Here is a 13,043-nt window from a genome sequence, read left to right on the forward strand (position 1 = left end):
GGGCGGTACGGACAGGGGGCCGGCTGTCGGACAGGGGCGCACGGTCGCCGGACCGGGGACGGTCAGCCCTTGATGCCGGTGTGCGCGACGCCTTCCACCAGGTAGCGCTGGAGGAAGAGGAAGACGAACACGAGCGGCAGGATGGACACGGTGGCCGCGAGGAACAGCTCGTGGATGTTGATGGTCTGCGCGGTGGTGAAGGTGGACAGGGCGACCTGCACGGTCCAGCTCGACTGGTCCTGTCCGATGACCAGGGGCCACAGGAAGGCGTTCCAGTTGGTGACGAAGGTGATCACCGCGATCGCCGCGAAGAAGCCGCGCGAGTTGGGGACGACGATCCGCCAGTACACCCGCCAGGGGCCGAGACCGTCGAGCTGGGCGGCCTCCTCCAGTTCCTTGGGGAAGCCGAGGAAGTACTGCCGGAACAGGAAGGCGGTGAAACCGCTGAACAGTCCGGGCACGATCAGGCCGCGCAGGGTGGAGACCCAGCCCAGCGACGACACCAGCACGAAGCTGGGGATGAAGGTGACCGCGCTGGGGATCATGAGGGTGGCCAGCACCGCGTAGAAGATCTTGTTCGCGTGCCGGTAGGGGACACGGGCCAGGGCGTAGCCGCCCAGCGAGCAGATCAGGAGCTGGCCGCTCGTGCCGAGCACCCCGACGACCAGGGAGTTGTAGATGCTGTGCGCCATGGGCACGGCGGGGTCGTCGAACAGTTCGGAGATGTTCTCCCAGTGCAGGGTCGTCGGGAAGAACGTCCAGTGTGCCCCGGTGAGGTCGGCGTCGGTGGCCAGGCTGTTGCGGACCAGCAGGTAGAAGGGGATCAGGAAGAGCACGGCCGCGACGCTCGCGGCGACGTAGACGCCGACGGTGCCGGCCCGGCCGCGCCGGGCGCGCGGACTGCGCTGTACGGCGCCGGTGGAGGAGGTGGCCATCAGCTGTCCGCCTTTCCGAAGCCGAAGATCCTGCCCTGCACGAGCGTCACGATCGTGATGAGTGCCGACAGCACCAGCGCTCCCGCGCTGCCGTGACCGAAGTCCTGCCCCTGACCGAGGGCCGTGTAGTAGAGGTAGACCAACGGGGGCCGGGCGTACGGGGTGTTGGGCAGCAGGTTGTAGAACTCGTCGAACGCCTGGTAGGCGGCGATGAGCAGGAGGAGCAGCACGGCGACGGATGTGGTCCGCAGCTGCGGCAGGGTGATGTGGCGGAACGTCTGCCAGCCCGGCCGGGCGCCGTCCGTCCAGGCCGCCTCGTACAGCTCCCTGGGGATCTCCTGGAGGGCGGCCAGGAAGAGGATCATGTAGAAGCCCAGCTGCAGCCAGAGCCGCACGGTGACCAGCACCATCCAGTACCAGGGCGGGGAGACCGTGCCGATCCAGGCGATCGGATCGATCCCGAACCAGCCGAGCACGGTGTTGGCGAGTCCGAAGCGCACACCGTTGAAGATCGACAGTTTCCAGATCATCGAGGCCACCACGTAGGAACACGCGGTGGGGATGAAGAACACCGAGCGGAAGAAGGCCCGGGCGACGCGGATCCGGTGCACCAGCAGGGCGAGCGCCAGGGCCAGGACGTAGGTGAGAGGTACGACGATCACGGCGAAGACCGTGAAGGTCCACAGGCTGTCGGTGAACGGTCCCTGGGTCAGGATGTCCATGTAGTTCGCCAGGCCCACGAACTTGGTCGGAGTGACCGTGTTCTGCGCCTGGAAGAGGCTCAGGTACAGACTCCAGCCCACCGGTACGTAGACGAAGATGCCGAGTCCGGCCAGGAAGGGACCGGCGAAGAGCCAGAAGGTGCGGGCGCTGCCGCGCCGTATGCGTTTGCCGCCTCCGACCCGTGCTGTGGGGGAAGGGGGCACGGTGGCGCCCCTGTGGGCGCCACTCGTGGTGATCGATGCCATGGCCGATCCGGCTCCTCAGACGATCTTCTTGAGCTCGGCCTCGACCCGGGTGCGTGCCTTGGCGACCTCGGACTCGGGGTTCTTGCCGCTGACCACCGCGTTGGTGAACATGTCCTGGGAGATCGTCACCATGGCCTGGGTCCAGTACGGGTCGTCGTAGTGCCCGTCGGTGCCGAACAGCTTCACCGCCTCTGCGGCGGTGCCGCTCTGCAGCTTGGTGGCCTTCGCCGCCAGGCTCTTGCGCGGCGGGACGTGGAAGCCGTAAGAGAGGGACCAGTCCTCCTGGTACTTCGTCTGCTCGATCCACAGCCACTTCACGAACGCCTTGGCGGCGTCGACGTCCTTTGCCTTGGCACTGACGTACGTGGACCAGCCGCCGTTGTACACCACCTGCTTGCCGGCGCTGCCGACGGCGGGCAGCGGGACGATGCCGAAGTCGGCGCCCAGCGCCTTCTGGATGCCGGGCATCGCCCACAGGCCGCACCACTGCATCGCGGTCAGGCCCTGGGTGAACGCGGACGGGTCGAACCAGTCGGTGGGGGCGCCCAGCAGCAGGGTCTTGCTGGAGTACAGCTCGCGCATCTTCTTCAGAGCCGCGACGGTCGCCGGGGTGTCGAAGGCCACCTTGTGGTCGGGGGTGAGCAGTTCACCGCCGGAGGCCCAGATCAGCGGGCTGGCCCAGGCGTCGCTGCCGGCCTTCAGCCCGAGGTAGATGCCCTTGGTCCCGCCCTTGCTGAGCTTGTGGGACGCCTCGATCAGTTCGTCGAAGGTCTTCGGCGGTTCGACGCCCGCCTTCTCCAGCAGGCTCTTGCGGTAGTACAGGAACTGCGGGTCGTCGATCATGCGGATGCCGTAGACCTTGCCGTCCACCGAGTTGGCGGTGAGGTCCTTGTCCGAGAAGTCGGACTTGACGTCCGCGATGACGTCGTCGAGCGGCACTATCTGTCCCGACTTCGCCATCTGTACGTCGGGGTGGAACTCGAAGACGTCGGGGCCGCTGCTGGAGACCAGGCCGCTGGCGAGCTTGGAGGGGTAGTCGCCCGGGATCCACTGCACCGAGACGTCCGCCTTGGTGTACGCCTTCGCGTACCGCAGCGCGGCCTGCTGGGTGCCCGCCTCGCCGTACTGGTGGTACCACTGGCTCAGCGAGGTGCCACCGCCGCCCGAACCACCGGAACGACCGGTGTTCGAGCCGCATGCGGACAGCGCACCGGCGGCGGCGAGGGCGCCGGAGGCTCGCAGGAAGTTTCTGCGCCCGAGGGATCTGGCGCCTTCCGTGCTGCGCTCAAGGGACATGACCGAACCTCATTTCATCGACGGCGGACGGGCGTGGGCATGGCAATGCCCCACACCCGCAAGGGTGTTGACCCGCCGAGGCGCAGACCGGGGCGGGATGCAGGTCGGGTAGACATGCGATGTCTGGTGTCGCGAAGATTTCGGAGGGGTTAAGCGAGAGGCAGGTTATGAGCGCAACGCCCCTTCGTCAACAAGTCAGAAAAAGTCTCTACCGACTGAATACCTCGGATGTCTCACGGCGTTACGATGAGGCATCCCAGTCCACGGCCAATATCGGGCGGTCTCGTTGAAGCGCACGTACCAGGACATCCGGCGGGCCAACCGGTTCGCCGTGATGCGGCACGTCATCGCTTCGGCACCCGTCGCGAGACGCGATGTCGCCACCGCCGTCGGCCTGTCCGTGGCGACCACCGCGGACATCGTCAGCGAGTTGCTCGAGCTCCGGCTCGTCGCCGAGATCGGCCAGCAGGCCTCGGGCGGGGGTCGTCCCCGAAACCTTCTCGCCCCGAATCCGGACGGCCCACGATTCATCGGTGTCGACATCGCCGAGACCTACGTCCATGTCGAGCTCTTCGATCCGGCTCTGCGTGCGCTGGCCCGGGCCGAGGAGGATCTGCACCCGCGCGACAACCCGCCCGGGTATGTCCTGGAACGCATACTCTCCGGAGTCGCCACCGTGACCGCCGAGGCCGGGGTGCCGCTCGACGGGCTCCTCGGCATCGGCGTGAGCATTCCCGGCCAGGTGCGGCCGGACGGCAGGGCGTCGGTCTTCGCCTCCAACTGGACATGGCGCGACGTGCCATTGCGTGACCTGCTCGCCGAGCGCATCCCGATCCCGGTCCATCTGGACAACCCGCTGCGCGCCAGCACGGTCGCCGAACTGTGGTTCGGTGCGGCCCGAGGGCGGGAGAACGTCGCCGTTCTCACCATGGGTACCGGCGTCGGGGCGGGCCTGGCCGTGGGCGGCACGATCTATCACGGGGCGACCAACACGGCCGGTGAGTGGGGGCACACCAATCTCGTGATCGACGGTCGGCTGTGCCGTCGAGGCTGTGTCGGGTGCGTGGAGGCCTACGTGGGTGCGCCCGGCATCATGCGGCAGTTGGAGGAGGTGGCCCCCGGCAGCCCGCTGCTCCACCCCGACGACCAGACCGCCACCATCAACGCGCTGGCCGCCGCCCTGGCGGAGGGCGATCCTGACGCCGAACGGGCGATCACCGCCACGGCCCGGTATCTCGGGATCGCGCTCGCCAATCTGATCAACCTCTTCAACCCCCAGGTCGTCGTCCTCACCGGGTGGGTGGCCGACAGGCTGGGTGCGCAGCTCGTCGAACGCGCACGCCCCACATTGGCCGCGCATGCCCTGGGCGAGGCCTGGGCGGGCGCCGAGATCGCGCTGTGCCCCCTCGACCGCAATCCGGTGAGCCTGGGTGCGGCCACCGTGGTGATGGAGGGCTTTCTCTCGGAGGTCGCCGCCAACGGCCGCTCCTGAGCGGGGCGGCTGTCCCGGGGTGTGGTGCGCTCTCCCGCCCAGTCGGTGGCCGCCGTGTCCGTGCGGTCTTCCAGCGCGGTCCGCGTGAGCCCTCCGTGTTTCGGCGGTGTTGACCCCGGTGGATGCGGCCCTTATTGTTTGAAGTCAAACGATGTACGACGTGGTCTCGTCTCCCAGCCGCGACGGCCACCCCTCGTCCGTGGGCCGTGGTCGGCCGTGACCTGGGCGGGGGCTGTCGACGGCATGACCCCATGGCTCAGCAGCCGTGGGACATCACGCTGTCGTGGGACATCACGCTGTAAGGAATCCGACATGAGCGCAGTTCGTGGCTACTTCCACCCCAAGACGGCGACGGGTTCGTCGTCGCTGATTCCGTCACCGCCGTGGCGGTATTCCGGTGATCTGCTGACCGTCGAGTACCGGACCGATCCGGCGAGGGTGAGTGAACTGCTGCCCGAGCCGCTTGAGTTGGCGGACGAGGACCCCGGAGCGGTGGCGCTGATCTGGGCCGACTGGCAGTCCTGCTCGGGCTCGGGTGCGGAACTGCTCGACCCGGTGCTCGCGCAGTACAAGGAGGCCTTCGCGGTCGTCCGCTGCAAGTACCGCGGACAGACCTACACCCGTTGCGTCTACATCTGGGTGGACAAGGACTTCGCGATCGCGCGCGGGCTGCACCAGGGTTATCCCAAGAAGCTCGGCTCCATCCATCAGACCCGCCCGCATCCGTACGGGCCCGCTCCGCGGATCGAGGCGGGCGCCCGCTTCGGGGCGACGCTTGCCGCGGCGGACCGGCGCCTGGCGCAGGCGGTGGTGACGCTGCGGGAGCCGTCCGGGACGAACGGGTTCGTGAACGCGCATCCGATGGCTCACCATCGGTGGCTGCCCTCGATCGAGAAGGGCAAGGGGCTGGCGCTGGACGAGCTGATCGAGTCGGGGGCCGCCTCCTTCGAGGGCGGGCAACCGTGGGTCGGCGAGGCGGAGTTGGAGCTGTTCGAAGCTCCTACCGAGGAGTTGGCGCGGCTGGAGATCCGCGAGCCGATCGCCGCCTACTACCGGCAGGTCGGGGTGGTCTGGGATGGGGGGCGGCTGCTGGAGAGCGGGACGTCCGGAGCGGGTGCCGAGTGATGCCGGTGGACGGGTGCGGGTTGGTTGTGGCTGGTCGCGCGGTTCCCCGCGCCTCGGTAGATCCACTTCCCCTGATTCTCAAGAGGAGTCCTTCTCATGACTGACAAAATCGTTGTCGCCGGTGTTTCCGTCGACACCCGGCACTGGATCGGTGGCGAGCGTGTCGCCTCCGACAGCACATTCACGGATCACTCACCCATCGACGGGCAGCCGATAGGCGAGATCGCCCGGGGCGGGCCCGCCGAGGCGCAAGCCGCTGTCGCAGCCGCTCGCGCCGCGTTTCCCGCCTGGGCCGCCACCGCCCGGGCCGAGCGCGCCCGCATCCTGCACGCCATCGCCGATGGTGTGGAGAAGCGGATCGAAGAGCTCGCGATCGTGGAGACCACCGACAACGGGGCCCTGTTGCGGTCGCACCGGCGAGGCGTGATGCCCCGGGTCGCGCACAACTTCCGCTTTTTCGCGGACTGGCTGCTGAAGCTGGACCACGAGGACTTCCAGACACGTGGGCACACGAACCACGTCAGCTGGGACCCGGCGGGGCCGTGCGTGCTGATCACGCCGTGGAACGCTCCTCTGATGCTGTCGACATGGAAGGTCGCCCCGGCTCTGGCCGCCGGCAACAGCGTCGTGCTGAAGCCCGCCGAGTGGTCTCCGCTGACGGTGTCCCTCCTCGCGGACATCGCCGCTGAGGCGGGCCTGCCGGCCGGGGTGCTGAACGTCGTGCAGGGGTACGGATCCGAGATCGGTGACGCGCTGACCTCGGACCCGGATGTGCGGCGCATCAGTTTCACCGGGTCGGTGCCCACGGCCAAGCGGATCGCCGCCTCGGCCGCCGCGAACCTCACCCCGCTGAGCCTCGAACTCGGTGGCAAGTCACCGCTGTTGGTGTTCGCCGACGCCGATCTGGATCTCGCCGTGGACCTCGCGGTGGAGCAGTACGACAACGCCGGGCAGGTATGTCTGGCGGCCACCCGGTTCCTCGTCGAGGAGTCGGTCGCCGAGGAGTTCACCCGGCGGTTCCTGGCGAAGGCCGAGGGCCTGAAGCAGGGGGATCCGAGGGACGAGGCCACCGACATCGGGCCCAACATCCATTCTCGTCAGCTGGAGAAGATCGACGGGTTCGTGCAGCGGGCCCTCGCTGACGGGGCCCGTGCGGTGATCGGGGGGCACCCGAAGGACGGGCAGTACTACGCGCCGACCCTGCTCACCGATGTCGCCCAGGACTCGGAGATCGTGCAGGAGGAGGTCTTCGGCCCTGTTCTGACCCTCCAGACGTTCACCACGGAGGAGGAGGCCGTACGGCTCGCCAACGACACCCGGTTCGGGCTCGCCGCCACCCTCGCCACCGGCGACCGGGAACGCGCCGAAAGGGTGAGCGCGAAGCTGGTGGCCGGGACGGTGTGGGTCAACTGCTTCTTCGTCCGGGACCTCCAGGCGCCCTTCGGCGGCTCTCGCCAGTCCGGGGTCGGGCGCGAGGGCGGCACCTGGAGCTTCGACTTCTACTGCGATCTGAAGAACACCGTCACCGCGCCGAACGGATGGGCCGACCATGGGTGAGATCGTCGGGGCGGGACTGCTCGCCCACGTCCCCACCATCGTGCTGCCGGAGGCGGACCGGCTGGATCTGAACGAGGGCAAGGAGATCACCCTCGTCACCGGGCTGTGGGAACTGCGCCGGGAGGTGTTCGAGCGCGATGACTACGACACCGTGGTCGTCCTCGACTCCCACTGGGCGACCACCGTCGAGTTCGTCGTCACCGCGCAGCCCCGCCGGGCCGGCCTGTTCACCTCCGAGGAACTGCCGCGGGGGATGTGCCGGATGCCGTACGACTTCCCCGGCGACCCCGAACTCGCCCGCAACATCGAGAAGTTCGCGGACAAGCACGGCACCTGGATCACCGCGATCGAGGACGACTACCTGCCGATCTACTACGCCACCATCAACCTCTGGAAGTACCTGGGGGAGGGGCTGCCCGAGAAGCGGTGGGTGAGCATCGGGGTCTGCCAGACCGGTGACATGGAGGACCATCTGCGGCTCGGGCGGGCGCTCGCCGACGGCATCGCCACCACACCGGGGCGACGGGTGCTGCTGATCGCCTCCGGGGCGCTGTCGCACACCTTCTGGCCGCTGCGCGAGATCCGTGACCACGAGGCGAGCGACCCGGTGCACGTCCGCACCCCCGAGGCCCGGGAGGCGGACCACGAGCGCATCGCCTGGTTCAAGGAGGGCCGCCACGACAAGGTCCTCGACACCATGGACCAGTTCTGGAAGGTCAAGCCCGAGGCGAAGTTCTTCCACTACCTGATGATGGCCGGCGCCCTCGGCGAGCAGGCATGCACCGCGCGGGCCCGCCAGTACGGGGAGTACGAGAACTCCGTCGGGACCGGCCAGGTCCACCTGTGGTTCGACCGCCCCGCCGACGGCTGGACCGGCACCGGTCTACCCACCCCGCGTACCCCGCACAGTCGCGTCTGAGGAGCCTCCACATGCCCGAATTCCGCCGCGTCCTCCTCGACGGTGCCGCCGTGCAGGTCACCGTCGACGGCGACGAACTGGTCGCCGGTGACGGCCGCCGGGTCAAGATCGACGAGGCCCGGCACCTGCCTCCCGTCGTACCCTCCAAGATCGTCGCCGTGCACCTCAACCACCGCAGCCGCGTGGACGAGTTCCAGATCCAGCTCACCTCCACCCCGACCTACTTCCACAAGCCGACCTCCGCCCTCAACTCCCACAAGGGCGCGATCGTCCGCCCCGAGGGCTGCAAGTGGCTCAACTACGAGGGCGAGGTCGCCATCGTCATCGGGAAGACCGCGCGGAACATCTCACAGGCCGAGGCGGGTGAGTACATCGCCGGTTACACCGTCGCCAACGACTACGGTCTGCACGATTTCCGTGACACCGACGCCGGTTCGATGCTCCGGGTGAAGGGCTCCGACACGCTGTGCCCGCTGGGCCCGGGACTCGTCACCGACTGGGACTTCCACGGCAAGTACCTGCGGACGTACGTCAACGGCGAGGTGGTGCAGGACGGTTCGACGGACGAGATGGAGTGGGACATGCACTACCTCGTCGCCGACATCGCCCGCACCATCACCCTGTACCCGGGCGACGTCCTCCTTTCCGGTACGCCCGCCAACTCGCGCCCGGTCCAGCCCGGGGACGTCGTCGAGGTGGAGGTCGAGGGCCTCGGCCGGCTGACGAACCACATCGTGACCGGCCCCACCCCGATCCGCACCGACGTCGGCGCCCAGCCCACCGAGTCCGAGGAGGTCCTCTCGACCGCGCTCGGCGGCGACTGGGAGTTCCGCGGCATCCGCCCGCCCCGACGCTGATCGGCACGGGGAGTGCCGGTGCCGGGACCGACCCCGGCCGGTTCGAACAACTGTGAGGGTGTGAGGTGATCGTGTCAGCTGTCAGCCACGAGGAATGGCTCCGCCGGGCCAAGGCGCAGGAGGTGTCCGGAGCCCACCACATCGACGGTGCCGAAGAGCCGGGCGCCGGTGCGACCTTCTCCGTCGTCTCGCCCCGTGACGGCCAGGTGATCGCCCAGGTCGCCGACGGAGGTCCGGCCGAGGTCGACGCCGCCGTGGCCGCAGCCCGCAGGGCCTTCGACTCCGGCCCCTGGCCGCGGCTCGCGCCCGCCGACCGTGGCAGGGTCCTGCTGCGCATGGCGGAACTCCTCGAAGAGCAGCGGGAGCGGCTCGCCCTGACCGTCAGCCTGGAGATGGGCAAACCCATCACCGACGCGTACCAGATCGAACTGCGGGCCGCGATCAACACCTTCCGCTGGTACGGGCAGTTGGCGGACAAGCTGACCGACGAGTCGCCCCGCACCGCCCCCGACGCCCTGGCCCTGGTCACCCGCGAGCCGTCCGGGGTCGTGGGCGCCGTCGTCCCGTGGAACTTCCCGCTGACGCTGGCGAGTTGGAAGGTCGCCCCGGCCCTCGCAGCCGGCTGCACGGTCGTCCTCAAGCCGTCGGAGAACTCCCCGCTGTCCGCTCTGCTGCTGGGTCGGATCGGCACCGAGGCCGGACTGCCCCCGGGCGTGCTCAACGTGGTGAACGGCGACGGCCCGGTCGCCGGGCGGGCGTTGGGCCTCCACCCCGACGTCGACGTCCTCGCCTTCACCGGGTCGACGGCCGTCGGCCGGCACTTCCTGCGCTACTCCGCCGACTCCAACCTCAAGCGCGTCTGGCTGGAACTGGGCGGCAAGTCACCGAACATCATCCTTCCCGACGCCCCCGACCTGGAGAAGGCCGCCGCCACCGCCGCCTGGGGCATCTTCTTCAACCAGGGTGAGATGTGCACCGCGCCCTCCCGGCTGCTGGTGCACTCCTCCGTCGCCGAGCGCGTCACCGAGGCGATCGTGACCCGGGCCCGCGAGCTCAGGGTCGGCGACCCGTTGGACCCGGTCACCGAGATGGGCGCGCTGGTGGGCGAGAGCCATCTCGAGCGTGTCCTCGGCCACATCGGCACGGGGCTCGAAGAGGGCGCCCGGTTGCGGACCGGCGGTGATCGCACTCTCGCCGACACCGGCGGCAGCTTCCTGCGGCCCACCGTCTTCGATGAGGTCGACCCCGGCACGCGGCTGGCGCGTGATGAGATCTTCGGTCCCGTCCTGTCCGTGCTCGCCTTCGACGACCTCGACGAGGCGGTACGGCTGGCCAACGCCACCGAGTACGGCCTCGCCGCCGGCCTGTGGACCTCCGACCTGTCCACCGCACATCAGGTCTCGAGGGCGCTCAAGGCCGGCACGGTCTGGGTCAACTGCTACGAGGAGGGCGACCTGACCGTCCCCTTCGGCGGCATGAAGCAGTCGGGCAACGGCCGCGACAAGTCCGTGCACGCCTTGGAGAAGTACACCGAGCTGAAGACCACCTGGATCCAGCTGTGAACCGTACGAGCACGTCCCCGCGGCCCCTCATCGCGATCCCCGCCCGCTTCTCGGCCACCACCTCCGCACTGCGGTACGCCGCCGAGGTCAACGCCCGCGCCCTGATCGAAGCCGTGTGGCGGGCCGGTGGCGAACCGGCGAGCATCCACCCCGCCCCCGGCGAGACGACGACCCGTCTCGCACGCTTCGACGGCGTCCTGCTCCCCGGCGGCGGCGACCTCGCCCCGCACCGCTACGGCGCCACCGACACCCACACAAGTGTCTACGACGTGGACGACCTCCAGGACGCCTTCGACCTCGAAGTCGCCCGCACCGCACTGGACCTGGGACGTCCCCTGCTCGCCGTCTGCCGGGGACTACAGGTCGTGAACGTCGCCCTCGGCGGCACCCTGGAACAGGACATGGGCGGCCCCGAGCGCGAACACCGGCATGTGACGCACCCGGTGGAGATCCGGCGCGGAACGCTCCTGGAGCGGGCCACGGGCGCCGAGAAGGCCGAGGCGTCCTGCTACCACCACCAGCGGGTGCACGGACTCGGCACCGGTCTGGCGGTCACCGCACGCGCCGCCGACGGCACGGTGGAGGGACTCGAACTCCCGCACGCCAAGGGGTGGTTCACCGCGGTCCAGTGGCACCCGGAGGACACCGCATTCGAGGACCCCGCCCAGCAGGGCCTCTTCGACGCGTTGGTGCGGGCCGCCCGCACCTGACGTTCAGTTCTTGGGGCGTCGCCCGCTCCGGCGCGGTGCGGGCTCGGCGCCGTCCAGCAGGAGGTGGCGGCGCTCCTCGCCCTTCTCCTCGACCTGGAGCACCACACGGCGCAGTGAGTCCGCGAGGCTGCGGCACTCGGCGTCACTCAACTGCTCCGTGACGAAGGCCTCCTCCTCGTTGAAGGCCGGGAAGACCCGCTGCATCAACTCCTCGCCCTTGTCGGTGAGGCTGAGCAGCACCAGTCGGCCGTCGTCGGGGTGCCCCGCGCGCTGGAGGAGCCCGCGGTTCTCCAGGGTGCGGGCCACCCCGGTGAGGGTGCCCTTGGAGATCCCCGCCTCCTCGGCGACGCTGCGGGTCTCCGACTCGCCCCAGATCCAGACCACCCACAGGACGACGAACCCCGTCCAGGTCAGGTCCGAGCCGCGCAGCACCGAGTTCTCCAGGTGCTGTCGTACGGCGTACGCGGCGCGGTGGATGTTGGCCACGGCCGCCATCTGCTCGCGCCGGATCGGGAACCCGCCGAGCTTGGCCGACGCCAGCCGCTCGGCTTCGGTGATCGATCGGTGTCCGGGCACGGCCCCTCCTGTGGTCTCTCGCGCCCCCGGAACGACGTTCCGGGGGCGCGAGCGGTTCGGGATGAGATTGTACGAAGGGACGGAGCGGGCCGGCCGCCACCGGTCAGCTCAGTGCGCCGACCCGGCGCATGACCTCACGGCAGAAGGACCCCACCCCGTCGGGGTCGTCGGTGAACTGGGACGGCTTCACACAGAAGGTCGTGAAGCCCTGAGCCATCTGCTCGGGAACGGAATCCAGGGCCTGGGCGAGGTCCGCACACGAGGTGTCGTCGGGGAAGACCGCCCGGGTGCCGCCGACGAGTTCCAGTTCGGAGAGGTCCCGGCCGGCAGCCTTCATGGCCTGGGCGAGCTTGCCCATCTCTTCCGCGGTGGGGCGGCCGAGTGGGTTGAAGGCGTGGCCGTACCGCACTATGCGACGGACCATGGCGTCGTGCATGCCCGCCCCGCCGAAGCACAGGCGAGGTCCGTCCGGCCGGTGCGCCTTGGGCTCGAAGTAGACGTCCTCGAACACGTAGTGCTCGCCCCGGTGCGACACGGGGGAGGGGCCCCAGAGCTTGGCCCAGATCTCCAGGTGTTCGTCCAGGAGCCTGCCTCGCGTGGCGAAGGGAACGCCGAGAGCGGCGTACTCGTCGCGGCTCCAGCTGACGTTGGGCAGCACCATCAGGCGTCCCTCCGACAGCAGGTCCAAGGTGCCCAGCTCGCGGGCCAGCAGCAGCGGGTGGCGCAGCGGCGCGATGACGGCCGAGGCCGCGAGGCGCAGCCGTTCGGTGACGGCGGCGATGGCGCTGAGCAGCATCAGGGAGTTGGGCCAGGGGGTGTACGGGTCCTGGTTGCCGGGCAGCGCGTAGTCCCGGGGGTTGCCCATGACACCGTTCGCGCCGGCGTCCGGGCCGAGGACGATGTGCTCGCTGATCATCACCGAGTCGAAGCCGGCGTCCTCGGCCTCGCGTGCCCAGCGCACCAGAAGCGGCAGGTCGGCCCGGCCGCCGGTCATCGTCCAGTTCTCACTCAGCACCAGTTGCATGCGGGGTGCGGTGGTCATGGTC

12 protein-coding genes are annotated in these 13,043 nt (G+C 69.3%); 7 read left to right on the forward strand and 5 right to left on the reverse strand.

The genetic code is table 11. The features are described from left to right. Positions 1 to 62: 62 nt before the first annotated feature. From ABZ880_RS44295 to ABZ880_RS44305, 3 genes are read right to left on the reverse strand one after another with little or no spacing between them, the layout of a single operon-like run. Positions 63 to 935: a carbohydrate ABC transporter permease gene (locus ABZ880_RS44295; RefSeq protein ID WP_361275985.1), complete on the reverse strand. Its 873-nt coding sequence runs from the start codon at positions 933 to 935 to the stop codon at positions 63 to 65. Next, a complete protein-coding gene (locus ABZ880_RS44300) occupies positions 935 to 1,903 on the reverse strand; it encodes a sugar ABC transporter permease (RefSeq protein WP_361275988.1) in 969 nt (322 codons plus the stop codon). Before ABZ880_RS44300 ends, ABZ880_RS44295 begins: the two co-directional genes overlap by 1 nt. 15 nt (positions 1,904 to 1,918) lie before the next feature. Continuing rightward, on the reverse strand, positions 1,919 to 3,199 hold the full coding sequence (locus ABZ880_RS44305; protein WP_361275991.1) for a sugar ABC transporter substrate-binding protein: 1,281 nt from the start codon (positions 3,197 to 3,199) through the stop codon (positions 1,919 to 1,921). A 286-nt stretch (positions 3,200 to 3,485) separates the two neighbouring features. Between ABZ880_RS44305 and ABZ880_RS44310 the strand changes: the two genes are divergently transcribed. From ABZ880_RS44310 to ABZ880_RS44340, 7 genes are all read left to right on the forward strand, one after another. Continuing rightward, a complete protein-coding gene (locus tag ABZ880_RS44310; RefSeq protein ID WP_361275993.1) occupies positions 3,486 to 4,691 on the forward strand; it encodes an ROK family protein in 1,206 nt (401 codons plus the stop codon). A 312-nt stretch (positions 4,692 to 5,003) separates the two neighbouring features. Next, the gene (locus ABZ880_RS44315) at positions 5,004 to 5,816 is read left to right on the forward strand and encodes an acetoacetate decarboxylase family protein (protein ID WP_361275996.1); all 813 of its coding nucleotides are present in this window, start codon (positions 5,004 to 5,006) and stop codon (positions 5,814 to 5,816) included. Between the two features lie 96 nt (positions 5,817 to 5,912). After that, on the forward strand, positions 5,913 to 7,373 hold the full coding sequence (locus ABZ880_RS44320) for an aldehyde dehydrogenase (protein WP_361275999.1): 1,461 nt from the start codon (positions 5,913 to 5,915) through the stop codon (positions 7,371 to 7,373). After that, positions 7,366 to 8,292 (forward strand): 3,4-dihydroxyphenylacetate 2,3-dioxygenase, encoded by a 927-nt coding sequence (locus tag ABZ880_RS44325; RefSeq protein WP_361276001.1) that lies wholly within the window; start codon positions 7,366 to 7,368, stop codon positions 8,290 to 8,292. Before ABZ880_RS44320 ends, ABZ880_RS44325 begins: the two co-directional genes overlap by 8 nt. Before the next feature lie 11 nt (positions 8,293 to 8,303). Then, positions 8,304 to 9,149 carry a fumarylacetoacetate hydrolase family protein gene (locus tag ABZ880_RS44330; RefSeq protein WP_361276004.1) on the forward strand — a complete coding sequence of 282 codons (846 nt, stop codon included), beginning with the start codon at positions 8,304 to 8,306 and terminating at the stop codon, positions 9,147 to 9,149. Positions 9,150 to 9,220: 71 nt separating this feature from the next. Beyond that, positions 9,221 to 10,711 carry an aldehyde dehydrogenase gene (locus ABZ880_RS44335; RefSeq protein WP_361276006.1) on the forward strand — a complete coding sequence of 497 codons (1,491 nt, stop codon included), beginning with the start codon at positions 9,221 to 9,223 and terminating at the stop codon, positions 10,709 to 10,711. Continuing rightward, complete coding sequence (locus tag ABZ880_RS44340) at positions 10,708 to 11,421, forward strand: gamma-glutamyl-gamma-aminobutyrate hydrolase family protein (RefSeq protein WP_361276008.1); 714 nt, start codon at positions 10,708 to 10,710, stop codon at positions 11,419 to 11,421. Before ABZ880_RS44335 ends, ABZ880_RS44340 begins: the two co-directional genes overlap by 4 nt. 3 nt (positions 11,422 to 11,424) lie before the next feature. On the opposite strand, the gene ABZ880_RS44345 is transcribed toward ABZ880_RS44340, so the two are convergent. Together ABZ880_RS44345 and ABZ880_RS44350 are read right to left on the reverse strand one after the other, a co-directional pair. Then, positions 11,425 to 11,997 (reverse strand): MarR family transcriptional regulator, encoded by a 573-nt coding sequence (locus tag ABZ880_RS44345; protein ID WP_361276010.1) that lies wholly within the window; start codon positions 11,995 to 11,997, stop codon positions 11,425 to 11,427. A gap of 103 nt (positions 11,998 to 12,100) precedes the next feature. After that, the gene (locus tag ABZ880_RS44350; protein ID WP_361276013.1) at positions 12,101 to 13,039 is read right to left on the reverse strand and encodes a TIGR03619 family F420-dependent LLM class oxidoreductase; all 939 of its coding nucleotides are present in this window, start codon (positions 13,037 to 13,039) and stop codon (positions 12,101 to 12,103) included. Positions 13,040 to 13,043 lie beyond the last annotated feature (4 nt).

The sequence above is a fragment of the Streptomyces sp. NPDC047043 genome, from assembly GCF_040644055.1.
Lineage (GTDB): Bacteria > Actinomycetota > Actinomycetes > Streptomycetales > Streptomycetaceae > Streptomyces.